The sequence below is a fragment of the Castellaniella hirudinis genome, assembly GCF_042651965.1.
In the GTDB taxonomy this organism is placed as follows: domain Bacteria; phylum Pseudomonadota; class Gammaproteobacteria; order Burkholderiales; family Burkholderiaceae_B; genus Castellaniella; species Castellaniella hirudinis.
Map to the genome: position 1 here is coordinate 159,824 of NZ_JBHSDY010000007.1, position 23,831 is coordinate 183,654.

Annotated in this window: 18 protein-coding genes; 7 read left to right on the forward strand and 11 right to left on the reverse strand. The window is 67.0% G+C overall.

The annotated features are described in order from the left end of the window. Positions 1–111: 111 nt before the first annotated feature. Entirely contained in the window at positions 112–798 is a 687-nt protein-coding gene (locus ACFO0J_RS12355; protein WP_376813390.1) for a GntR family transcriptional regulator, read from the reverse strand. A gap of 135 nt (positions 799–933) precedes the next feature. Between ACFO0J_RS12355 and ACFO0J_RS12360 the strand changes: the two genes are divergently transcribed. Together ACFO0J_RS12360 and bfr are read left to right on the forward strand one after the other, a co-directional pair. After that, positions 934–1,185 (forward strand): (2Fe-2S)-binding protein, encoded by a 252-nt coding sequence (locus ACFO0J_RS12360; protein WP_376813391.1) that lies wholly within the window; start codon positions 934–936, stop codon positions 1,183–1,185. 113 nt (positions 1,186–1,298) lie between these two features. Next, positions 1,299–1,763 (forward strand): bacterioferritin, encoded by a 465-nt coding sequence (gene bfr / locus ACFO0J_RS12365; protein ID WP_376813392.1) that lies wholly within the window; start codon positions 1,299–1,301, stop codon positions 1,761–1,763. A 159-nt stretch (positions 1,764–1,922) separates the two neighbouring features. On the opposite strand, the gene ACFO0J_RS12370 is transcribed toward bfr, so the two are convergent. The 5 genes from ACFO0J_RS12370 to ACFO0J_RS12390 all read right to left on the reverse strand — a co-directional run bounded on the left by ACFO0J_RS12370 (position 1,923) and on the right by ACFO0J_RS12390 (position 10,777). Further along, positions 1,923–2,555, reverse strand: coding sequence for a hypothetical protein (locus tag ACFO0J_RS12370; RefSeq protein ID WP_376813393.1), 633 nt, complete (start codon positions 2,553–2,555; stop codon positions 1,923–1,925). 108 nt (positions 2,556–2,663) lie between these two features. Next, positions 2,664–4,262 (reverse strand): peptide chain release factor 3, encoded by a 1,599-nt coding sequence (locus ACFO0J_RS12375; RefSeq protein ID WP_376813394.1) that lies wholly within the window; start codon positions 4,260–4,262, stop codon positions 2,664–2,666. Positions 4,263–4,264: 2 nt separating this feature from the next. Next, positions 4,265–5,743: a DEAD/DEAH box helicase gene (locus tag ACFO0J_RS12380; RefSeq protein WP_376813395.1), complete on the reverse strand. Its 1,479-nt coding sequence runs from the start codon at positions 5,741–5,743 to the stop codon at positions 4,265–4,267. Between the two features lie 184 nt (positions 5,744–5,927). Further along, a complete protein-coding gene (locus tag ACFO0J_RS12385; RefSeq protein ID WP_376813396.1) occupies positions 5,928–6,929 on the reverse strand; it encodes a helix-turn-helix transcriptional regulator in 1,002 nt (333 codons plus the stop codon). 65 nt (positions 6,930–6,994) lie between these two features. Next, complete coding sequence (locus ACFO0J_RS12390) at positions 6,995–10,777, reverse strand: autotransporter domain-containing protein (protein WP_376813397.1); 3,783 nt, start codon at positions 10,775–10,777, stop codon at positions 6,995–6,997. Between the two features lie 272 nt (positions 10,778–11,049). Here ACFO0J_RS12390 and ACFO0J_RS12395 point away from each other — a divergent pair, with 272 nt between their 5' ends. Together ACFO0J_RS12395 and ACFO0J_RS12400 are read left to right on the forward strand one after the other, a co-directional pair. Continuing rightward, the gene (locus tag ACFO0J_RS12395; RefSeq protein WP_376813398.1) at positions 11,050–11,664 is read left to right on the forward strand and encodes a LemA family protein; all 615 of its coding nucleotides are present in this window, start codon (positions 11,050–11,052) and stop codon (positions 11,662–11,664) included. Beyond that, positions 11,661–12,719: a TPM domain-containing protein gene (locus ACFO0J_RS12400; protein ID WP_376813399.1), complete on the forward strand. Its 1,059-nt coding sequence runs from the start codon at positions 11,661–11,663 to the stop codon at positions 12,717–12,719. The genes ACFO0J_RS12395 and ACFO0J_RS12400 overlap by 4 nt, the downstream gene beginning before the upstream one ends. A gap of 55 nt (positions 12,720–12,774) precedes the next feature. Here the strand turns inward: ACFO0J_RS12400 and ACFO0J_RS12405 are convergent, their stop codons facing one another. The 3 genes from ACFO0J_RS12405 to rpoN all read right to left on the reverse strand — a co-directional run bounded on the left by ACFO0J_RS12405 (position 12,775) and on the right by rpoN (position 17,080). Beyond that, complete coding sequence (locus ACFO0J_RS12405; protein WP_376813400.1) at positions 12,775–14,280, reverse strand: GTPase/DUF3482 domain-containing protein; 1,506 nt, start codon at positions 14,278–14,280, stop codon at positions 12,775–12,777. Further along, positions 14,273–15,622, reverse strand: a complete 1,350-nt coding sequence (locus tag ACFO0J_RS12410) for a DUF2868 domain-containing protein (protein ID WP_376813401.1) — start codon at positions 15,620–15,622, stop codon at positions 14,273–14,275. Before ACFO0J_RS12410 ends, ACFO0J_RS12405 begins: the two co-directional genes overlap by 8 nt. A gap of 117 nt (positions 15,623–15,739) precedes the next feature. Continuing rightward, on the reverse strand, positions 15,740–17,080 hold the full coding sequence (gene rpoN, locus ACFO0J_RS12415; RefSeq protein WP_376813402.1) for an RNA polymerase factor sigma-54: 1,341 nt from the start codon (positions 17,078–17,080) through the stop codon (positions 15,740–15,742). Between the two features lie 36 nt (positions 17,081–17,116). On the opposite strand from rpoN, the gene ACFO0J_RS12420 reads away from it, so the two are divergent. Together ACFO0J_RS12420 and ACFO0J_RS12425 are read left to right on the forward strand one after the other, a co-directional pair. Then, on the forward strand, positions 17,117–17,659 hold the full coding sequence (locus ACFO0J_RS12420; RefSeq protein WP_376813403.1) for a hypothetical protein: 543 nt from the start codon (positions 17,117–17,119) through the stop codon (positions 17,657–17,659). Between the two features lie 296 nt (positions 17,660–17,955). Then, positions 17,956–20,136, forward strand: coding sequence for a TonB-dependent receptor plug domain-containing protein (locus tag ACFO0J_RS12425; RefSeq protein WP_376813404.1), 2,181 nt, complete (start codon positions 17,956–17,958; stop codon positions 20,134–20,136). An 83-nt stretch (positions 20,137–20,219) separates the two neighbouring features. On the opposite strand, the gene ACFO0J_RS12430 is transcribed toward ACFO0J_RS12425, so the two are convergent. Next, positions 20,220–21,236 carry a YkvI family membrane protein gene (locus ACFO0J_RS12430; protein ID WP_376813405.1) on the reverse strand — a complete coding sequence of 339 codons (1,017 nt, stop codon included), beginning with the start codon at positions 21,234–21,236 and terminating at the stop codon, positions 20,220–20,222. A 382-nt stretch (positions 21,237–21,618) separates the two neighbouring features. On the opposite strand from ACFO0J_RS12430, the gene leuA reads away from it, so the two are divergent. Beyond that, positions 21,619–23,322, forward strand: coding sequence for a 2-isopropylmalate synthase (leuA, locus tag ACFO0J_RS12435; protein ID WP_376813406.1), 1,704 nt, complete (start codon positions 21,619–21,621; stop codon positions 23,320–23,322). A gap of 81 nt (positions 23,323–23,403) precedes the next feature. Here leuA and ACFO0J_RS12440 read toward each other — a convergent pair whose 3' ends face one another. Next, on the reverse strand, positions 23,404–23,748 hold the full coding sequence (locus ACFO0J_RS12440; RefSeq protein ID WP_376813407.1) for a DUF1840 domain-containing protein: 345 nt from the start codon (positions 23,746–23,748) through the stop codon (positions 23,404–23,406). Between the last annotated feature and the right edge of the window lie 83 nt (positions 23,749–23,831).

A 23,831-nucleotide genomic window follows, 5' to 3' on the forward strand; every position in this document is an offset into this window, starting at 1 on the left:
TTTTCTTGACAGAACCATGCGCGCAAAAAAGAGCCGGGCTCCTTTCGGAAGCCCGGCCCCAGTAGCGAAATCCGCAGGTCGTCAAATCATCAGGGGATCACACAGGCCGCCCTATTCCGCCTCGGATGATTTCTTCAAGGCATTGAGCGCACGCGTGTAGTTGCCTGCCATGGCACCAATATGGCCGTCCAGCGCCTTGCGTAGCGCAGGACGATCCCCCCGGAGGAAAGCCGCCGCAATCTCCTGATGCTCGGCGAACGTGCGATCGCGATGCATTTCAAGGACGCCGGACAGATGCGCCCGCAGCGCCGTCACGCGCCCCGAACAGATCTCATACGCCTCACGGACGTAGTGATTGCCGCAATAGTCGAAGAAGACATTGTGAAACACGCGGTCGGCATCGGCGTATTTCATCGCGTCACCCTCTTGGCGCGCCTCGACCATCATCTGAATCGCGCGCTCCAAAGCTGCAGACGCCCCGTCGGGATCATGATCCAGGGCCATCGGAGCGGCCTGGGTTTCGAGCATCCATCGATACTGGACCAATTCAGCCATATCCCGCACGTCGGGTTTGAACACGATGCTGCCGCTTTGCGGAACGATCGTGATCAGGCCCTGCAACTGCAGCAGGGTCAACGCCTCGCGCACCGGCGTGCGGCTCACATTCATGGCCGTCGCGATTTTTTCTTCAGACAGCACCTCGCCCAGCGCAAGCTCGGTGCGAAAAATCGCCTCCCGAAGCCGCTCTGCCACAAGCACCGCAAGAGATTTCGGCCTCGAAATCTTGATCGCCTCCATCTGCTTCCCTTTCCTGCCCGCCATCACTCATTCTCCCCGCGCATGCCGCTCCAACCCCGCTATTCTAGCGAGAGGCGGCTGGAAGGCTTTCGAAACCGCTTGCCATTCCCATGAGAAAAGATGATAATCATTCTCATGTATATTTGTGTATGCAATGCGATCAGCGAACGCCAGGTCCAGGATGCCATCGCGCAAGGCGCGGCTGACCTGGGCGACCTCCAGGCCCACTTGGGCGTGGCGACTTGCTGCGGCTGCTGCGCCGAGACCGCGACGGAATATCTGCCCGGCGGCCGCTATGCGGCCGAGGTCGGCGCCGCCGCCGGCGGACTGACCGGCGAGGTCGAAGTCACCGTCCTGTCGCGCACCGCCGTCCGCCGCGTCGCCTGATCGGCGCTGCGCTCTTTTCCCGCCCCCCGTTCCCGGGGCGCGCGGGTCGTGCTAGCCTTGTCATTTAGGCCTGTCCGATTCCGGCCGGGCCGCGCACCAAGGAGGCACAGGCCATGCAAGGCGACAAAACCGTCATCCGCTACCTGAACCAGCAGCTGAAAAACGAGCTTTCGGCCATCAACCAGTATTTTCTGCACGCGCGCATGCTGCGCCACTGGGGCTTCGACGCGCTGGGCGAACACGAATACAAAGAATCCATCGGTGAAATGAAGCATGCCGATCTGCTGATCGAACGCATCTTCATGCTCGACGGGCTGCCGAACCTGCAGGATCTGCACAAGCTGCTGATCGGCGAGGACGTGCCCGAGATCCTGGCCTGCGACCTGAAGCTGGAAACCGCCGCCCAGGCCACCGTCAAAGAAGCCATGGCCTACTGTGAATCGGTGCAGGATTTTGCCTCGCGCGACATCTTCCTGACGATCCTGAACGACACCGAGGAACACATCGACTGGCTGGAAACGCAGATCGGCCTGGTCGAGCAGCTCGGCCTGCAAAACTACCTGCAATCGCAGATGTGATATTCGGATGGATGAGCTTGTCAGGCAAGGATAAGTCGGGACATAGGACAGTCCACTGTGGACTGTCCTATGCCAGACGAATCGGAGCGGCATACTAGCCGCGACGTGGGTGCCGGCCGCGAGGATTTGCAACGCCGCATGGCGAGCTCAGGCGCCGAATCAGAAACCGGATTTCTTCGCGGGGCAGTCGGCGACCTTCCCCCAGGCGCCGTTAGGTTCGCAATACTTGTTGCGAGCCGCCCACGCGCACGAAGGCCGCGAGAAGAATCCCAGCGCTTCGCAGGCCTTGAGTTCCTGCTGGAAGTCGGCCTGCCAATGGCCGCTGGTTGCGGCGGCCTGGGCCATCGCCGGAGGCGGCGGCTCCGTCGTGACGTCGATGGGCTGCACGACCTGGCTGCCCCCCAGGGCGCCGAACTGGGCGATGCCCTGCAGCCCGTCACCCAACTGGTTCTGAGACGCGAGCTCGATGGCCTCGTCCATGGAAATCGTGGTCGTCGCCAGCGCGATCGGCCTGCCGTCATGCATCAGGGAATCCTGCTGGACCTTCCAGTCCACGGGCGGGGCCAATTCCGGCACCCCCTGGCGGCCGTCCGGCAGCACTTGCGGAGCGGAAGCGACGTAGGGCTTGCCATTGGCGTCCAGCACGGCGCCCTGGTCCAGTTCGGGGTGCGGCGCCGGCATCTGGATCTGGGCCGGCCCGTGCGAGATCAGCCAATCGCCCAACTGCAGGCCGCCCCAGGCGGATGCGCCTGCGGCCAAGAGCAGAAAAGCGAAAATCAGACGCCAGGACATGGACGGATCGCCTCGTCGATCAATGCAGATTCTGCATTGTATAGGATGCCCCGTCGACGGCCGGAAACGGCTTGTGTCCGGCATGGGAAGCGCTCCCTCCTCGCGGCTTTATGCAAACACCCGTCCCGCATGTTCGCGCATGGCGTGGAATTCGATGTCGGGGTAGCGTTCCTGGGCGACCCGCAGCTGGGCGGGCGAACTGGCCAGGAAGGCGACCGCATCCACCACGTCATAGGCGATGTTGGCGGCGTTGGCGTCCATGAATTTCTTCAGGGCCTTGGGATCGGTGCTGGTGATCCAGCGCGCCATGTTGTAGCGCGCGGGCATCAGGCGCGCGTCCACGCCGTATTCGGTCTTCAGGCGATGGGCGACCACTTCGAACTGCAACTGGCCCACGGCGCCCAGCAGCAGCGCGCCGCCGGCGGCCTCGGGCCGGAACACCTGGATGGCGCCCTCCTCGCCCAGTTGCGTCAGGCCGGTGCGCAACTGCTTGGTCCGCAGGGGGTCCTTGACCTCGACCGCCTGGAACAGTTCCGGCGCGAAGAACGGCAGGCCCGTGAACGTCAGGGCTTCGCCCTCGGTCAGCACGTCGCCCAGTTGCAGGATGCCGTGGTTGGGGATGCCGATGATGTCCCCGGCGTAGGCTTCCTCGACGATCTCACGCCGCTGCGACAGGAAAGACACCACGTTGTTCGGGCGGATTTCCTTGTTGTTGCGGGCGACCTTCAGGCGCATGCCGCGATCGAACTTGCCGGAACTGACGCGCACGAAGGCCACCCGGTCGCGGTGCGCCGGGTCCATATTGGCCTGGACCTTGAACACGACACCGGTGAACTTGGGCTCGGTCGGCAGCACGCTGCGCTCCAGCGCGGCGCGCGGACCGGGCGCCGGCGCCAGTTCCACCAGGGCGTCCAGCACTTCGCGCACGCCGAAATTATTGATCGCCGAGCCGAAGAAGACCGGCGTCTGGCGGCCCTCCAGGAAGGCGGCATGGTCAAACTCCGGCACCGCGCCGGTGATCAGCTCGATTTCCTCGCCGGCCTTGGCATAGGCGTCGCCAAAGCGCGTCGCCAGTTCCGGATTGTTCCGTCCGTCGATGGTCTCGTCATCATCCCGGTGGCGCTCCGCGCCCGGGCGGAAGACCCGCATCCGGTCGTGGCGCAGGTCGAAGACTCCGCCGAACTGGCGGCCCATGCCCACCGGCCAGGAGAACGGGATCGCGTCCATGCCCAGATGGCCCTCGATCTCGGAGAGCAGTTCCAGCGGCTCGCGCACCTCGCGGTCGAGCTTGTTGATGAAGGTGATGATGGGCGTGTTGCGGGCGCGGCAGACCTGCAGCAGGCGGATGGTCTGGGGCTCGACGCCGTTGCCAGCGTCGATCACCATCAGCGCGGCATCCACCGCCGTCAGCACCCGGTAGGTGTCTTCCGAGAAGTCCTGGTGACCCGGGGTGTCCAGCAGATTGATGATGCAATCGCGGTATTCCATCTGCATGACCGAGGAAGCCACCGAGATGCCGCGCTGCTTTTCGATCTCCATCCAGTCCGAGGCCGCATGGCGGCTGGCCTTGCGCGCCTTGACGCTGCCGGCGATCTGGATGGCGCCTGCGAACAGCAACAGCTTTTCGGTCAGGGTCGTCTTCCCGGCGTCGGGGTGGGAAATGATGGCAAACGTGCGTCGGCGGGCGACTTCGTCGTTCAGGCTCATGGTCAGTCGGCCTTACGCAGCAAGGCGGAACGCCCGGACGAGCCCGGGCCCGAACGACCGTCCCGGCGCGGGGCCTGGGGTGCACCGCCTTCGCGGGCCGGGCGGCTGCCCGGGGCGCGGCCGCTGCCGCTGCTGCGGCGGCCGTCCGGGCCGGAGCGGCGGTCGGCCGAGGCCGGGCCCGAACCGGGACGACGCCCGTCACGGCCCGACCCATCACGGCGGCCGCCGTCGCTGCGCCGTCCGCCCTCGCCTCGACCGCCGCTGAAATCACCTTGCAGGCGCGCGATGGCGCGCTTTTCGCGAGCGTCAGGAGCGGAATCAGCCGTCACCATGGCCGGGTTCCAGCCTTCCACGGCGATCGGCTCGATGGTCTGCTTGATCAGGCGCTCGATGGCGCGCAGCAGCTTGACCTCGGACGTATCCACCAGGGACAGGGCGGAACCGGTGCTGCCGGCGCGGCCGGTGCGGCCGATGCGGTGCACGTAGTCCTCGGGGACGTTGGGCAGCTCGAAATTGACGACTTGCGGCAACTGGTCGATGTCCAGACCGCGAGCGGCGATGTCGGTGGCCACCAGCACGGCGACCTTGCCGTCCTTGAAGCCGGCCAGGGCCTTGGTGCGCGCGGCCTGGCTCTTGTTGCCGTGGATGGCGGCGGCGGTCAGGCCGTCCTTCACCAGCTTTTCGGCCAGGCGATTGGCGCCGTGCTTGGTGCGCGTGAACACCAGCACCTGATGCCAGCCGCTTTCACGGATGATGTGGCTGAGCAGGTCGCGCTTGTGCGACTGGTCGGTCATCACCACACGCTGGCTGACCAGCTCGGACGCGGTGTTGCGACGGGCGACGGAGACTTCGCCGGGGTTGCGCAGAATGCCCTGCGCCAGGCCGCGGATCTCGTCCGAGAAGGTCGCCGAGAACAGCAGGTTCTGGCGCTTGGCTGGCAGCAGCTTGAGCACGCGGCGGATGTCGTGGATGAAGCCCATGTCCAGCATGCGGTCGGCTTCGTCCAGCACCAGGATCTCGACGCCGGACAGGTCCAGCGTCTTTTGCTGCGCATGGTCCAGCAGACGGCCCGGGGTGGCCACCAGGATGTCCAGGGGCTTTTTCAGGGCGGAGATCTGGGGATTGATGTTGACCCCGCCGAACATCACCATGGAACGCACGGACGTATGCTGACCATACAGGCGCACGGATTCCTCGACCTGGGCGGTCAGTTCGCGCGTCGGCGTCAGGACCAGCACGCGGGGACGGCCGGCGCGGCGCTCGGCGGCGGGATGCGTCAGCAGGTAATGCAGGATCGGCAGCGTGAAACCGGCGGTCTTGCCCGTCCCGGTCTGGGCGGCGGCCAGCAGGTCGCCGCCTTCCAGCACGCGGGGGATGGCCTGGGCCTGGATCGGGGTGGGGTGGGTATAGCCCGCGTCGTGAACGGCGCGCAGCAGGGGTTCCGCCAGGCCGAGCGAGGCAAAGGTAATCGAAGTATCCAAGAAAATGACTCCAGCGACCGCCTATCGCTCGAGTCGAGAGATACCAATCAAGGCCGACGTATGAAGAATGCCAGGGGATGTGCCGCCGGCGGAGCGTATGCCCGCAGGGGCCGGTGATGTCGCGCGGCGACTGGTTGGCCGAGCGAAGCCTATGATTATAGCGCGTGAAGGCAGAGACCAACACTCATTTTGCACATGCCGGATTCGAGCGTGCCGGCCGATGCCATTCCGAAGGCCGCGCCCCGAACCGGGCCTTGAATGATTTGCTGAAGCCGGACTGATCCGCAAAGCCGCAGCGCCAGGAAATCGCCCCCAGGTTCGGGCAGGCGGCTTGCTCGATCATTGCGCGGGCGCGCTGCAGGCGCATGTCGCGCAAGGTTCCCATGATCGTGACGCCTTGCGCGGCAAAGGCTGCGTACAAACGGGTGCGCGAACAGCCGACGCCCTGAGCAATCGCCGCCGCATCCAGATCATGACGATGGAGTTCACGCGCCATGAAGCGCACCGCCGCCGCATGGCGGCCCCGGTTCAGGTCTTCCGTTTCGTCGGGCAGATCCATCCCATGGCGGCCCAGATTGCGCAAGGCCAGCAGCGCCAGCATCCGCGTGCTTTCCAGCAGGCCGGCGTATTCGGCGGCATCGATGCGGTGCGGCTGGCGCGTCATCCGCGCCAAGTGGTTCAACTGATCGGCCAGCGCCGGGACCAGGACGCAGTGTGCCGGCGCAATGGCCAGATTGCCGGGGTCACACCCCAACGCCGCCCGCACTGCGGATCGCGGCAAGGCCAGAAAGGCCTCACGCGATCCTTCGCTATACGCATAACGTCCCATGCGCCAGGGGTCGTACAGGCCCAGCGAACCCGGCCCGTTCCGCCCGCGTTCCCCAGGCGCGGCATCGCGCCGCAACTCGCCTGCCTGCATCAAGACCAGCACCACCATGTCTGGCGCATGCGCCAGACGGCGCGCCGCCGCTTTCATCTCGTAGGCTGTCGAACGCATCGTGCCGAACACGCTGCCGCCGCCGCGCAGCAGCGTCAGTTCGGCCTCCAGTTCGACCCCTGGTTGCGGGGGCAGCATTTCCACCCACTGGTGCGCGCGTTCGCGCCAGGCGTCGAAGCGCAGCGCCGGTTCCACGTCATGCGTATGGAGGCGCTCCAGGACGCACGGTTGCAGGGATTGGGATGACATGCTGCAGAATAGCAGGCCGCCCATGCGCCTGCCATGATTTTTATCGCCCGGATCGCAGTGCGAGTTCAGAACCTCACATTGAAATCCGCGCGCACGGACTGGCCGCTGACGCCGGAGCCGAACTGGCCGTCGTAGGCGATGCCCAGGGTGGCGTTCGGTGACAGGGCATAGTCCAGGCCGGCCCCGATCACCGCCGTGTCGCGGCCGATCGGCGCACCGCTGATGGTAAAGGCGTCGCCGCCTGCAAAGCGCATGGCCGCGTCCGGGGTGCGGTCGCCCAGGGCGTGACGCCAGCCGATCGTGCCCTTGGCGGTCACCGTGGCGCCGTTCAGGTCAACATGGGTCGAGGCGCGCAGGCCCACGGTCGAGAACGTCGCCCGGGTGCGGCCCGAATCGCCGGTCAAGGCCGCTGCGCCGCCCTGTTCCGTGAAGCCGTCGGTCCGGACGTTCACATGGGCCAGGCTGCCGAAAGGTTCCAGCGCGATCCGTCCGGCTTGTATTTGATAACCGAGTTCGCTGAAGACCTGCGTGGTGTGGGCGGTATAGTCGCCCTTCAGGCGGTCCGCGAGGCCGGGCAGGGCGATCGAGCGGTGGGTGCTCAGGTCGTGCAGGGTATAGGCGGCCCCGGCGCGCAGGGCCAGATTGCCCCAGGCAGTGCCGCCGTACAGACCAAGATGGTAGTTGTCGTCCGATCCGGAGGACAGCCGATCCTGCGCGTTGAAGTGCGTGCTGCTGATGCCCGCGATCACGCCCACGCGGCCGTGGCGCGACACCGAGGCATCGGCGCCGACGAAAAAGCCGTTGGTCTTGCGGCTGAGGGATGCGGCGTTGCCGTCGCTGCCGGTGCGGTCCCAGGCGCCAAAGCCGCGCCCCCAGAACACGGGGCGGTCGCTGTCCGCCGACACCGGCGTCGGCCGGCCGTCGGCATAGGTGACGACGGGATCGGCGCCTGCGCCCGTGCGGTCAAAGGCGGCCAGCAGGCGGTCATTGACGGCCTGGCGCAGGAAGCGACTGTCTTCGATCAGCGTGGTCCGGGCCGAGGCGTGGACTTCGCCGGATAGCTGGTCGAATGCCTGCCGGGTGGCGGCCGGGTCGGTGGCCAAGGCGACTGAGCGCCAGATGGCGCTGGTGCTGCCCAGGCTTTCGATGCCCCGGGCGGCGGCGCTCTGGTTGCGCGTGTCCCCGACCTGAGCAAAATCCAGATTGTTGCGCATGAGTTGCAGCGTGACGTCGTTGCCGTCGCCGCCTGCATAGTTGATCAGCGTATCGAGGAACAGCAGGTTTTGGGTGATCGGGTTGAACCTGCCCGTCACGGCGCCGACGCTTTGCTTGTCGATGATCGTGAAGGGGCCGGCCAGGGCTGTCCACCCCGAGGGGTCGGTCGGAGACAGCACCAGATCGAGGGTGGCGCCGGTGATGTCGACCGCGCCGCCGACGACGATCTGGTCGGCGGCCGTGGGGGTGGCCTCGATGCGCAGCATCCCGTGGTTGGCGTAGTCCCCCGCGATATGCTGCACGCCGATGGAGTTGCCGGGGGCATGCACCGCGCCGGGGCCGATCCACAGCAGCGAGCCGGCCGAGCCGATGGTGCCGGTGCCGCCCAACACGCTGCCGGCAGTCGTCGTCATGGATCCGCCCAGCGCGCCGTTGACGGACAGGGTGCCGCCGTTGACCGTCGTGGTGCCGGTGAATGCGGAAGAATCCCCCGTCAGCATCCAGGCCCCCGCCCCGGATTTGAACAGGGAGCCCGGGCCGGACAGCGCGCCGCCGAAGCTGCCGCCGCCGGCCTGGTCGATCGTCAGCGCGGCCCCGCCCAACGCCACCGTCCCGCCTGTACCGGATAACGAGGACATGGTCAGGTGATGCCCAGCGAGGTCCAGCGTGCCGCCGTTGACCACATAAGCCGTATGGTCGACGAAACCGCCGGCCGAGCCGGCGACCAGCCTTCCGCCGTTGACGGTCGTTCCGCCGGTATAGGTATTCGTGCCGCTGAGGGTGAGATTGCCCGCACTGAGCGCCAGACCCAGCGTGCCGGCGCCGGAGCCGTCCTGGATGATGCCGGAGAAGCTGGACGCGCCGGCCGAGCTGTCCACCGATAATATGCTGTCGGTCACGCCATCGTTGGTGATGAGGCCGGCGCTGCCGCCAAGGCTGGTGATGCGGCCGATGGTCGTGCTGAAGCCGTTGAGCCGCAGGATTCCGCTGGAGGGCGAACCGCCCATTTTCACGAAACGGATATCGGTCGTCTCTGCCAGCGCATTGGTCGCAAGCACATTCAGCGTGCTGGCCTCATAGAATGTCTGCATGCCGCCGGATATGGCGTGTGCAGACTGGGCATTGAGCCTGCTTGTGCCCTCAAAGTACTGCTCACCGTCGGCAATGGCGTTTACCGCAGACGCGTTGAGCGTACTGTTCCCGTAAAAGTCCTGCCAACCGCCACCGATCGCACCGTTCGCCGTGGCGTTGAGGATGCTGTCGTCGTTGAACTCCTGCGAGCTGTCCGCGATGGCCCTTGCAGCCGACGCATTGAGCACACTGTTGTCATTGAATACCTGCATGCCGCCCACGATGGCGTCGGTTGCGCCGGCGTTCAGCCGGCTCGTACCCCAGAATTCCTGCAGGCCGCCACTGATCGCGCCGTCGGCCTTCGCGTTGAGCGTGCTGTTGTCGTTGAACGACTGTTGGGTAAAGCCGCCGATGGCGTCGGCGACGGCCGCATCCAGCACACTGTCTCCATAGGCCTCGATGGTGCCGCGCAGGATGCCATCGAGCACCAGCGTTCCCGCCTGGAGGCGGGCAGTGCCGTCGAAGGCGGAGGAATCGCCCGCAAGCGCCAGTACGCCGAGGCCGGTCTTGGTCAAGTCGCCCGACCCCGATAGGCCACCCGCGATGGTCGTGGTGTTTCCGTCTGTGATGTCCAGCGTCAGCGCCCCTGAATTGAGCGCGACGCCGCCGCTGAAGGTGTTGGCCGTGCTGCCGCTCAGGGTCCAGGCCGTGCCGTTCATGACCAGGTGTTCCCAGCCGGATTCCAGCGCGGTGAGGGAGAAGCTGCCGCTGTTGCTCAACTGCACGGTATCCGTGCCGTTGCCGCCCAGCATGCGCGTCGTGCCGGTGGGCGAAGCGTTGAGTTCCAGCAGGTCGTCGCCATCGCCGAAATCCACGAAGCTCAAGCCGGAGAAGGTGCCGCCGTTGACGATGAATGCGTCATTGCCGCCACGAAGGCTGATGTAGCCGTTCGCCGAGGCAAGCGTCCCGGTGGACTGCAGGGTCAGCCTGTCCGCGCCGCCCTGGCCCGTCAACAGTGTATTGACGGTTGTATTCCGGAGCGTGCCGCTCAGGGTGATGTCCCAGCGCGGCTCGCCGGCGGCAAAGGCGCTGATGACATCTGTGGCGCTGACGAGTTCGCCGGCAATGTTGTAAGTGGTCAGGCTGCCGGGCGTGGTTGCAATGAAGACAGGATAGGCAACAGCAACCGCCGCTGAGTTCTTGATGGACGCACCCGCAGCGACATTCACGACGTAGTTGTCCGGCCCGCCAATCCGGAAAAGCGGGTTGTTGAAACTCGAATACGTCAGGTCGGTCGTGCCATCGACGGTAATGGTGGGCGTGCTGACGCTGCCGCCGCCGGCATCGTACGGAAAGGCGGGCGCGGTGCTGCCGCTGACGGTGAAATTGCCATCGCCATGATCGATCACATCGGCATGGGCCGCACCCGCCAGCACCACCGACAACAGCATGGCGGAGGCATTTTTTGCACGACCGCCTTTACCGCAACCGCCGGCCATTTCGGAAACAACCTGCCATACGCCAAGGGTTCGATTGAAGATCACGCGAAAAACACGGTTCATAAGTACGGCTCTGCCATTCACCGGCCTCGATTCGCACCCATGGGGCGAATGCGGGCAACATAGGATCCTCAAAATTTTTGCATGGCGAGATGGGCTCACCGGAGGCTATCTCTGGCGCGGGCGTCCCGGCTCTGGTGAATACGTTCCACTTTTGCCCTTCACAACATCGGCCATGCCCGCCGCAACCCTGCGCGAATCCAGTTCACTGCGCACCGTTAAACCTTAAAATGGCGCGATCCGCCCCCGCCGGGGCGCCCACACGAGAGGTCCGGATGTTCCGACGTTACCTGAACCTGGCTGCGCTGGCGGCCCTGACGCTGCTGCTTTCGGGCTGCGGCTACAACGAGATCCAGAGCCAGGACGAGCAGGTCAAGGCGGCCTGGTCCCAGGTCCTGAATCAGTACGAACGCCGCGCCGATCTGGTGCCCAAGCTGGTGTCCTCGGTCAACGCCTACATGGTCAACGAACGCACTGTGCTGCAGCAGGTCACGGACGCGCGCTCACGCGTCGGCCAGATCCGCGTCAGCGCCGACGACCTGGACGACCCCGCCCTGATGGCCCGCTTCGAACAGGCGCAAGGCGCCCTGTCCTCCAGCCTGTCGCGCCTGCTGGCGGTCTCGGAAAACTATCCGCAACTCAAGAGCGACGGCCTGTTCCGCGACCTGATGACGCAGCTCGAAGGCACGGAAAACCGCATCACGGTGGCGCGCGAACGCTACGTCGGCGCGGTGCAGACCTATAACCTGACGGTCCGCCAGTTCCCCACGCTGATCACGGCCCGCATCTTCGGCTACCAGCCCAAGGCGCAGTACGGCCTGGACAAGGCCGACGCCGTCATGCGCGACCCCGAAGTGAAGTTCGACCTGCCCCAGGGACAAGGGAAATGATGAGCACGCAGGGCCGCCCCAAGTGCGAATTCCCCCCTGGGGGGACGGCGCGTCGCGCCAAGGGAGCGACCCTGCGCCGCCTGCTGGCCCACGGCCTGCTGGCGCTGGGCCTGAGCGTGAGCCTGGGCATGGCGCCCGCCGTCTCATCGGCCCAGTCCGCGCCCGCGCCAGCCGCGCAGGCCACGCGCGCCGCTGCGCCGGACGCGGGCGGCCTCCTCGCCGTCCCGGCCTGGACCGGACCGGTGATGGACCGGGCCGGTGCGCTGACGCCGGAGCAGATCCGGACGCTGACGAGCCAGGTCAAGGCGCTGGAAAAAGCGCACGGCTCGCAACTCTTTGTGCTGCTGGTGCCCTCCACGGGCAGTGAATCCATCGAGCAATATGCACGCCGTGTGTTCGACCAATGGGCCGTGGGGCGCAAAGGCATCGATGACGGCGCCATGCTGCTGGTGGCCGTGCAAGACCGCCGCCTGCGCATCGAGGTCGGCTATGGGCTCGAAGGCGCGGTCACGGACGTGGACGCCGGGCGGATCATCCGCGAATGGATCACGCCGCATTTCGCCGAAGGCAAGATCTACGACGGGGTGGAAGCGGGGGTTTCCGCCCTGTCGGACCTGATTTCGGGCGAACCCCTGCCGCCGCCGAAATCCTCCGACGATGACGACGTGCTCGACGAGCGCGTGATGTTCCTGCCCCTGACGTTCTTCGCCCTGGTGATGACGCCGCCCATCGGCGCCCTGCTGATGGGCGGCTTCGTGTTCGTGCTGACCGAAAGCCTGCTGTGGACCGTGATCGGCGCGCTGGCCGGGCTGGCGCTGGGCATTCTGGGCCGCGTCCTGCACATCCCCGATCGGCTCGCAAGTGGGCGCGGCGGCCGAGGGGGCCGTGGCGGCAGGGGCGGAGGCGGCGGATTCGGTGGCGGCTTTGGCGGCGGCGGGGGCGGCTTCGGAGGTGGCGGCTTTGGCGGAGGCGGCGGTTCCTCGGGCGGCGGTTCCTCGGGCGGCGGCGGAGGGGGCGGACGCGGCGGCGGCGGCGGCGCGTCCGGCAGTTGGTGATTGACGCGGGTCATCGACAAGCACCCGCCCGCCAAGGCTGAAAAACCTACCGCAACTACAGCGCGGCGAACAGCGCCTGGGCCATGGCGCCGACCAGGGCCTCGCGCCGGGCGTCGGGCACTGGGTCCTCGCCGATCGAGGACCAGTCCGGGTGGCCGCGCGCCTCGTCCAGCATGCGCTGCACGTCCGGCGGCAAACGCCGCAGAGGCTCTGGCAGAGCGTCGGACGCCGGGGGCGTGCCCTCGGGCGCGTCCTGGCCCTCGGTCTCCGTCACAGCGGTCTCCGCCGCAGGTTCGGCCGGCAAGGCCGGCTCCGGCGGCGCCATCCGCGCCAGCAGATCACCGTCGATGGGCCGCATGGCGGCATGCCCCCGGCACTCCAGCGCCCGCACCAGCGCCAACTGGCGCAACCCCAGCAGATGCAGCACCGGATCGTCCACCGTCATTTCCGTATTGCCCGCCAGGCGGCCCACCAGGCGCTTGCCCCACTGGCTGGCGCCCTGCCAGGCGCCGCCGATGGCGGCCCCCAGCAACGCAGCGGCCCCCAGACTCAGGCCCCCGGTCAGCACGTCGATGGTGGCGCCGGCCATGGCGCCGGTGGCCATGCCCTTGCCGACCTGGATACCGAAGGTGCGCAGCGCCTGGGGATTGAACAGGTCCATGCCCCAGCGCTCGCCTTCCAGCGGCAGGGGGTGATGGGGAAAGGTCATCTTGCTGAAGCGATAGCGTTTCAGCAGCGCATGCACGCAGTCCTGCTCCCGGTCTCGGGTGCGCTTGCGCAGCCCCAGGGTGATGGCGGCCATGTCGGTCGGGTCCTGGGAGCAAGGGAGCCGCAGGGCGGCCGCGTCCACCAGCAATTCGGCGATCAGGCGCGTGGCGTCCTGCAGGCGGCGCAGGCGCTGCTGGCCCAGGTCGGTGCGCAGGGTCTGCAGGGCCGCCGCGTGATGGTCCAGCATCAGGGCCAGACGATCCAATAGTTGGCCCTCGCCGTCCAGCGCGGGCGCCACCGTGTCGAAATCCACCGTGGCGTGCAATCCCAGGCGGGCCAGCGCGTCGCGCCAGGCCGCCGTGTCCGACAGCGTCGCGCGGGTGAAGTTCAGCACCGGCAGGATGGGGCGGCCGCAGGCGGCCAGCAGCATCAGTTCGTCGCGGTGCTTGGGCAGGACCGGATCGCGGGTGTCGATGACGTACAGGGCCGCGTCGGTCTCCAGCACCGTCGCCAGAACCCGGCATTCCTGCTCGAAACGGCCGGCCGATTCAGGGCTGTCGAGCAGCATGCGGATACGATCCGGGCCGTCATGCCGTTCCTGGGGCGGGGACAACTGATCCAGGTAGTCCAGGACGCCCATGGCGTCCTCCAGGCCCGGCGTGTCGCGCAGCACCAGGATGGCCTGCCCGGTCTCGGTCAGCAGTTGCGCGCTTTCGACGTGGCGGGTGGTGCCGGGGCGGTCCGCGACCTCGCCAAAGTATTCGTCGCGCAGCAACGTGCGCAGCAGCGAGGTCTTGCCGGTATTGGTATGGCCGACGACCGCCAGGTCGATGGGGTTCGAAGCGTCAGTCATGGCGGAGGATTCCGATGTGTTCGAGCCAGCCGTCCAGGCTGGGGATCCGGGCGACGGCCTGTTGCGACAGAATGTCCTGCCAGGCCTGCAAACGGGGCGGCGTGCCGCCCAGGCACAGGGCGCGCAGGTCAGGGCAGGACCGGCGCAGTTCGTCCAGCCAGGCGGCGGCGCCCCGATCCGGCGTCAGACGCGCGTCGCAGACGAACAGCAGATGCGCGGGCGGCGCGCCCAGCAGCGCGCGGATGCGGGCGCGGTCCGCGCGGCTGTCGCAGCGGCCCAGGTCCACGACATCGGCCGGCAGTCCTTCCAGAGGCCAGGCCAGATCAGGCCCCAATTCGTAAGCCAGGACCGCCGCCCGGCCGTCGACCGCGACGACCGGCGCGACGGGTCCGGCCGCGCCGCCGGGCGCGGGCGCGGGCCGGTCGATGCCCAGATTGGCATGGGTGGGCAGCAGGCGTTCGCGCAGGTCCAGCCAGCCCGGCAGGCCCGGATCGACGGTCAGCCCGGCCAGGCGTTGCCGCAGGTGCACCACGCAGGCGAACAGGGCCAGCAGCCTGGGCAGCAGCCCCCAGACGACGACGCAGCCGATCAGCCACAGGGACCAGTCGGCCTGGACGCCGGCGGCCAGCGGCTGCGGCCCCAGGCTGGCGGCGATCTGGGCGTCGCCCGGCGCCGGAAAGCCCAGCAGCCCGGGCAGAGCGCCCAGCGCCCGGGTCGCGCCGACAAAGGCGTCCGGCGACAACAGCGTGGTTTCCCAATGGAAGGTGTAGCGGCGCGCGCTCAGGAGCAGGAGCAGCGTGGGCAACGCCCCCAGAAAGGCGGCCGTCCAGGCCCCGTGGCTGATCAGCCCGATGGCGGTCTTCCAGGCCCGCGCCCGGCCCAGCAAAGACAGGAAGGCCTGGGCCGCCAGGGCGGCGTCCGGCCCCCGGACCAGCCGCCGCGTCAGCCAGAGCCACAGACGCGACAAGGCAGTCGAGTCGGGCAGGCCCGGCAGCCAACTGGCCAGCCAGATCAGGAAAGTGAGCGCATGCAGGCCCAGCAGCCCCAGCAAGGCCAGCGCCAGATTGACCTGTCCCTGGCCCAGCACGGCGGCGGCCGTGCCGATGCCCGCCAGACAGGCGCACAGCCACAGAGCGGCCAGCGCCCAGCGGGCGCCGATGGACCATTGAACCAGACGGTCATGCAATTCGCCGTGTTCGGCCAGCCAGGCGGCGCGCGCCAGGATGCGGTCCTGGAGATCCGCCGGCAGGCGCAGGGCGGCCTGGCAGGCGGCACGGTCTTCCAGCGGCCCCCAGTGCGCTTCCCGCAGGCGCACGGCCTCGGCCTGCCAGTGCTGGAGCAACGGGCCGGCGGCAGGGCTTGCAGAGGATGGCGGACGATTCCACATGGGGAAACGGGCGGCTGAAAACAGGATGATACCGAGTTTTACCGGACCCGGGCACACCGGTGCAGAGGGGCCTCAACCTCGCGCCTTGCGCATGCTGGCCGGCGGCACCCCCATGGCTTCGCGGTACTTGGCCACGGTACGCCGGGCAATCACCACGTCCTGATCGGCCAGCAGTTGCGCCAGCCGCATGTCGGACAGGGGTTTGCCGGCCGGCTCCGATGCCAGCATCGCGCGCATCAGCGCCTGCACCGCCAGCGCCGAGGTCTCCTCGCCCGAGCGGGTCTGCACCACCGTGCCGAAAAAGAATTTCAGTTCGTGCACGCCCCAAGGGGTCTGCGCGTACTTCAGGCGCGTGGCGCGCGAAATCGTCGACTCATGCAGGTCCAGCGCCTGGGCGACCTCGCGCAGCGTCAGCGGCCGCAGCGCCCCGACGCCGGATTCCAGGAAGGCCTGCTGGTGCTGCGCGATGATTTCCGCCACTCGCAGGATCGTCTGACGACGCTGGTCCAGATTGTGGATCAGGCTGCGCGCCTGACGCACCCGATCCCGCAGATCAGGCGACAGGTCCTGCCCCGCCAGGCCGTCCGCCAGTTCGGGATTCAAGCGCACGCGGGGTTCGACGGCGGGATTGAGGCTGACCCGCCAGCCGTCTGCCGCGCGGTGGAACAGCACGTCGGGCACCACATAATGGATGGGGTCGGTCTGCCAGGCGCCTGCCGGACGGGGGTCCAGGCAGCGCAAGGCCCGATGGGCGGCGTCCAGCAGCGCGCGGTCGCAAGCCAGCGTCTCGCACAAGCGCCCCCAGCGGCCCGCGCCCAGGTCCTCCAGATGGTCCGTCAGCCGCAAGGCGCAGGCCAGCACGTCTGCGGGCCATTCGTCGGCGCGCGCCCGCAGTTGCAGCCGCAGGCATTCGGGCAAGTCGCGCGCGCCCACCCCGGCGGGATCAAAGGACTGCAACAGGCGCAGCGCCGTGCGCCATTCATCGTCCTCGACTTCCAGTTCCGGCGGCAGGCCGGCGGTCAATGCCGCCGGCTCGAATTCCAGGTAGCCGCGCTCGTCCAGTTCGCCCATCAGCCGGATCACCAGCAGGCAGTCGCGCTCCGTCGCACGGGTGGCGTGCAACTGTTGCAGCAGATGGTCGATCAGGCTGAGCGGCTGGCCCGGCTCGGGCAGATCGTCGGGCAAGGCGGCGCGCGCGGGCTGCGACCACAGACGGTCCAGCCGCTCGGCCTGGGCCGCCGATTCCGGTTCCGGTTCGACGACTTCGAGCAGCGGGTTATCGGCCAGCGCCTGGGCGATCTCCTGATCCAGCTCCTGGGACGAGCATTGCAACAGGGCCAGCGCCTGGCGCAACTGCGGCGTCAGCGTCAGGTGCTGATGCTGGCCCAGTTCCAGGGAGGGTTGCGCGCGCATGTTCAATCTAGGGCCTGTTCAATCTAAAATACGGTCATGAACCCAGAACGAAACGAATCTTCCAGCCGTCGGGACCACGCCTTGCTGCGCAGGATCCTGCTCAAGCTCACCGCCACGTCCAGGATCCTGTCGGCCGCGCTGGTCGTGGTGGTCGTCCTGATCTGGTATGACGCGCTGAACCGGCTGCTGGCGTTCGGCAACGGCATTGATTATGCCGGAAACCGCATCATGGGGGCGGAAGCCACCGCCCTGCTGCAGCGCTACAACCCCTACTTCTGGGGCGCGCTGGTCACGCTCTGCTCTCTATTGCTGGCCTACCTGACGTGGCTGGCCGTGCGCGCGATCCTGGCGCGCGCGCGCCTGCGGCCCGTCGATCCCGCCTCGTTCCAGCAACTGGCCGACCAGTTGTCCAAGCCCTCGCTGGACGTGCTGCTGTGGGCCTGGCAGACCCGCGACGAGCCCCTGCGCGTGGGTGACCTGATGCAAACCCGGGACGAACTGGCCGCCGGCCGCGCCGCCCGCCTCCACCGCGCAGCCGAACAGCTCGCCGTCCTGGAAAACGCCCGCCGGCGACAGTGACGCGCCCCGCGCGGTATGTCCACCCGGGTTCGACCGTTGCCGCGCCAGGCGATCGCGTCACCGCGTGCGAGCTGCCCGGCGCCCCTCTCCCAAACCTCCGCCTCGCGCGCCGTTTTCTTGCGTCATATCAATTGCATATAAGAATTATTATCATAATCATTGATTGATGCAATTGCATTCTCTATAGTGTGGCTCGCCATCCGGACGACCTGCGCCGTCCGGTTTCCTCATTTCCGCCAAGAGCCATGAGCACACCCTGCCCGCCCTGTCATTGATTCACACAGGGAACCTACAAAATGAACCATGCAATCATGGGCCGGGGAGAAGCATCCGCCGCGCCGCGCGTCGGCATGCGCGCACTGGCGCTGGCCTTCAGCCTGCCGCTGGCGGCAGGCGTAGCCTGCGCGCAGGAAACCGGCGCACAGCACGCCACCTGGCTCGACACCATCACCGTGACGGGCACGCGCACCGAAACCTCCGTCATGAACAACCCGGCCTCGGTCTCGGTCGTCGATCAGGAGCAGCTCGAGCGCCAGGCGCCCAGGAGCATCGCCGACCTGGTGCGCGACGTGCCCGGCGTCGAGGTCGTCGACGCATCCGCGCCGGGCATGCAGCGCCTGCGCATCCGGGGCGAATCCTCGCACCGCGTGACCATCCTGGTGGACGGCCAGGAAATCACCGACCACAGCGACTACGGCACGCCCATCCTGGTGGACCCGGCCAACGTCGAGCGCATCGACGTGATACGCGGACCGGCGTCGGTGCTGTACGGCGCCAAGGCCATCGGCGGCGTGGTCAACATCATCACCAAGCGCGGCGCGCCCAAGCCCATCCAGCTCGAAACGGGTGTCAGCTACTATTCCGGCACACGCGGCTGGCAAGGCTGGGCCGCCGTGTCCGGCACCGTGGGGGATTTCGACTACCGCCTGTCGGGCAGCGCCGACCGCCACCATGACCGCAAGGTGCCCAACGGCATCTACACGCAGACCGGGCAACTGGACGGCTCCAGCTACCGCGACAGCGATGTTTCCCTGCACCTGGGCTATGCCTTCGGCCAGAACCGCAACCATTACCTGGCGCTGAAGGCCGAGCAGCACATCCTGAGCACGGACAGCTGGACGGATCCGGACTACCTGCAGGACCCGATCCGCGATTTCGGGATCGAACTGCCCAAGCGCGACCTGCGCAAGGTCGGCCTGTACTACGACGCCAGAGACCTGAGCCCGATCGTGCGCAAGATCCATGTGGACGCCTACCACCAGACCGTGGACCGGCTGTTCGAGAACCGGGTCGAGGTGCAGCCGACGGCATCCATGAACATGAAGAACCGCGCCACCTCGGACGACCGCAACCTGAACTACGGCGGCACCGCGCAGATCGACCTGGCCCTGCATCCCGACCATTACACGATCGTCGGCGCGCAGTACCTGATGGACGACCTGGACACCCGCAAGAACAGCATCACGGATCTCGCCATCAAAGTGCCCTTCCCGCCGCCGGCCGGATCGACGGTCAGGACCACCACGACCAGTCCCACGCACACCCGCGCCTCGATCCAGACGGCCTCGCTGTTCACCCAGGACGAATGGGCCTTCGCCCGGGATTTCAAGCTGACCGCCGGCCTGCGCTACTACCACGTCAGTTCGAGCCTGGACGAAACCACCAACACCGCCCTGGCGAACCAGGACGACGGCACCACCAACCGCCTGGTGAAGTCCCTGGGCCTGACCTGGGCCGGCCTGGAGCACACCACCCTGCGCGCCCTGTATTCCGAGGGTTACACGACTCCTACCCTGATGCAGCTATACAGCGACACCACGGCGGGCAGCGGCAACCCGACCCGGGCCAACCCCGGCCTGAAACCCGAGACCTCGCAGAACTACGAACTGGGCGCCCGCTATCAGCACGCGGGCGTGGTCCTGGACGCCGCCGTGTTCTACACCCGGGCCAAGGACTACATCACCACGACGACGTGCGCCTCGGCCGGCACCTGCCCAGTCGGTTACGGCGCCAAAGACAACACCTACGTCAACGCCGACCGCGCCGACACCCACGGCATCGAGCTGGCCGCCGAATACGCGCTGCCCGGCACGAACTTCACGCCCTACGTGTCCGGCGCCTGGATGCAACGGGAGCTGAAGTACGCCGCCTATTCGACCAGGGACAGCGGCACACCGGCCTTCTCGGGCCGCATGGGGATGCGCTACGACACGACGCTGTACGGCGCCGAGGTCTGGGCCGACCTGTTCGTGCGCGCCGCCACGTCGATCAAACAGGCCAGCAGCGCCACCGCAAGCGAGCACCTGCCCGGCTGGGGCACGCTGAACCTGGCCTTCGGCGGCACGCACGGCAAGGACCGCAAAGTCCAGGTCGGGGTGCAGTTCAACAACCTCCTGGACAAGGAATACCGTTCCGCGTTCGACTCCCTGCCGGGCACCGGCCGCAGCGTAGAGGTCACCCTGCGCACGACCTTCTGATCCGGGTTTCGCCGTCGATCCTTCTCGACACCGCACCGGCAGGCGTACACCGCCTGCCGGCCGTCAGCGGTCACACGTGACGATCACGCGTGGCGATGCCGCCACCAGTACACGATCACCCCCACGATCAGGGCGATCCCCAGATAGCCGAGCAGCGGATACACCGTACCCACCAGGGTGGTGAAGCCCACGAAGCTCAGCCCCAGGCCGACGAAGCTGGACACCACGCTGATCAGGCGGAATTTCGGCGTCTCGGGATCGGCAAAGCGGGCGCTGAAGGCAAAGAACATGCCCACCGCCGTGCTGTAGATCATGCAGCACAGCGACACCATCATCAGCCAGCCCAGCCAGGGGCTCAGGCGCTTGGCCAGCATCACGGTCGGCATCTCGGCGCCCTGGATCTGATCCAGCGTGGCGAACAGGCCGATGTTCAGCAGCAGGATCAGCACGCCCAGGCCCAGCCCGCCCAGCACCCCGCCGCGCGTGGTGTTGCGCAGATTGGTGCTGCCGCCGGACAAGACGGCCAGCAGCGGGAAGCCGACGGCGATGTTGAAGGACGCATACAGCACGCCGCCCAGGAACCAGTTGGGCGCGGCGCGGTCCTGCTGCTGCGCCGCCAGGGCGCTCAGGGTCCCGGCGTCCGTATCGCTGTTGAACAGCGCATAGGTCACCAGCACGATCACCAGGGCCAGCAGCAGCGGCGTCACCGCGCTGATCAGGTCCACGATGCGCTGCACGTTCAGGCACAGCGTCAAGGACACCAGCACGGTCATGAACAGGCCGCCGGCCAGCTTCGGCAGGTCGAAATGCTCCAGGAACAGGGAGCCCGTGCCCGCCAGCATGGCCACCCCCACGCCGAACAAAAAGAAAATCAGCGCCAGGTCGATGACCGACCCCAGCTTGTCGCCAAAGACCGCGTTCAGCACGACCTTGTGCGAATGGGCCTGCAACTGGGTGCCGATGCGCGCCACCTGCATGCCCAGAAAGGCGAACAACAGCCCCGCCACCAGCGTGCCCGCCACGCCCCAAAGACCAAAATGCGTGAAAAACTGCAACACTTCCTGCCCGGAGGCGAAACCGCCGCCGATGATCACGCTCATATACGCGGAAGCTAGCTGAAGAACCTGTCGATTCATGATGCCCTCACACGCCCTTCACGGGCCGGATCAGCCTGCTGGGCGCCTCGAAACGTTGGATAAACCGCGCATTGTGCCGAAATATAGGGGCGCTGGCACTTGCGGAAACACAGGAAATATGTTCGACTTGCATGTATGAACACCACGCGCGCCTCTTTTCGTGACTCCCCGCAGCCCCCCGCTGCCGGGCGCGCGCGTCCGTCGTTCTCCCTCTCCCTGTCGGGTCTACTGCTGCTAGCGATCGGTTGCCGGGCCTAGCGCCGCGTGGCAGTTCGGCAACCTGTTTCGCCACACCCTCGCATTTCCGCGCCCGTGATCCGGGCGCACCACCCAGACAGGTACCGACATGATCAAGAATCCCGCCGACAAATACGTTCCGTTCGCCCCGTTCACGCGCGACTTCGCTGAACGCACCTGGCCCAGCCGCCGCATCTCCGCCCCCCCGATCTGGATGAGCACCGACCTGCGCGACGGCAACCAGGCGCTGATCGAACCCATGAGCGTCGAGCGCAAGCTGCGCTTCTTCGAGCAACTGATCAAGATCGGCTTCAAGGAAATCGAAGTCGGCTTCCCGTCCGCGTCCCAGACCGACTTCGACTTCGTGCGCAAGCTGGTCGACGAAAAGCGCATTCCCGACGACGTCACCATCATCGCCCTGACCCAGTCCCGCGAAGACCTGATCCAGCGCACGGTCGCAGCCTGCGCGGGCGCCAGGCACGCCATCATCCACCTGTACAACGCCTGCGCGCCGGCCTTCCGCAAGATTGTCTTCCGCATGAGCCGCGACGAAGTCCGCGCCATCGCCGTCGAGGGCACCAAGATCGTCAAGGCCGAAGTCGCCAAGCACCCGGAAACCCACTGGCGCTACGAATACTCGCCGGAGGTCTTCAGCACCACCGAACCCGATTTCGCACTGGAAGTCTGCAACGCCGTGGTCGAGACCTGGCAGCCGACCGTCCAGGACAAGATCATCCTGAACCTGCCGGCCACCATCGAGGCCACCACGCCCAACCTGTATGCCGACCAGATCGAATGGATGCATAAAAACCTGGCGCAGCGTGACAAGATCGTCGTCAGCGTCCATCCCCATAACGACCGGGGCACCGCCGTGGCTGCCGCCGAATTCGCCGTCATGGCCGGCGCCGACCGTATCGAAGGCTGCCTGTTCGGCAACGGCGAGCGCACCGGCAACGTGGACCTGGTCACCCTGGCGTTGAACCTGTACACCCAGGGCATCCACCCGGGCCTGGACTTCTCCGACATCGACGAAGTCCGCCGCTGCGTCGAATATTGCAACCAGTTGCCCGTGCACCCGCGCCACCCCTACGCCGGCGATCTGGTCTTCACGGCCTTCTCCGGCTCGCACCAGGACGCCATCAAGAAGGGCTTCGCAGTGCGCCAGGAAGGCTCGGTCTGGGAAGTCCCCTACCTGCCCATCGACCCGGCCGACCTGGGCCGCAGCTACGATGCGGTCATCCGCGTCAACAGCCAGTCCGGCAAGGGCGGCGTGTCCTTCCTGCTGGAACAGGAACACGGCCTGGTCCTGCCGCGCCGCCTGCAGATCGAATTCAGCCGCGCCATCCAGCGCGTCACCGACGAGACGGGCCGCGAAGTCACGCCCAAGGACGTGTTCGAGGTCTTCTCCAGCGAATACCTGGATCGCGAAGCGCCGATGAAGCTGATCCGGCACCGCATCACCGGCAGCCCCAAGACCACCGGCCAGAAGCAGTTCATGATCGAAGTCGAACTCGAAGTCGACGGCCAGGTCCGCCACCTGTCGGGCCAGGGCGACGGCGCGATCTCGGCCTTTGTGGATGCGCTGGACATCGACGCCCGCGTGATGGACTACCAGGAACACGCCATCGGCACCGGCACCGACACCCGCGCGGCGTCCTACATCGAGATGCGCATCCAGGACTCGGCCAGCGGCTACGGCGTCGGCGTCCACGAGGACATCGTGACCTCGTCCTTCCTGGCGATCCTGAGCGCGGTCAACCGCCACGCGGCGGCGGGCGGCGACGTCCGGCCGCGCGCTTCGGTTGCGGCTTGATGCATTGATTCTCCCGGCCTGATCCAGGCCTGAGCGAGGACAAAAACCGGGCGCCCCACAAGGGCGCCCGGTTTTTTTTACCTACCAGGACGGCGCCGGTTCCCAGGTGACGTCTTCGCCCTTTTCGCGGGCCAGACGCAGCATGGTCAGCAGCGGCCAGGCCCGGCGGCGCATGCCGACCGGCTGAGCGATGGGGTGCTCGACCGTGTCGTCGTGGTCGCCGGAGGCATCGTCATGACCGGGATCGGCCGCCACCAGCGACTCGATACCGGCGATGGCCGTGTCCAACTGCGCCCGGGTGATGACACCGCGTTCCGGCAGGCCGGGTTCGTCGAAGGCCTTGCCGGCGGCCAGCAGGATGGGCCGGGCATGCTGGGCGAACATCAGGACTTCCGCTGCAGATTTCGACTGGAACAAAATGAGCATGGTGGACTTCCTGCAATGGACACATTCATACACTAACCCATCTTCAACCCCCTGCCAAGCGACACAATGAGGACTCCGACCGG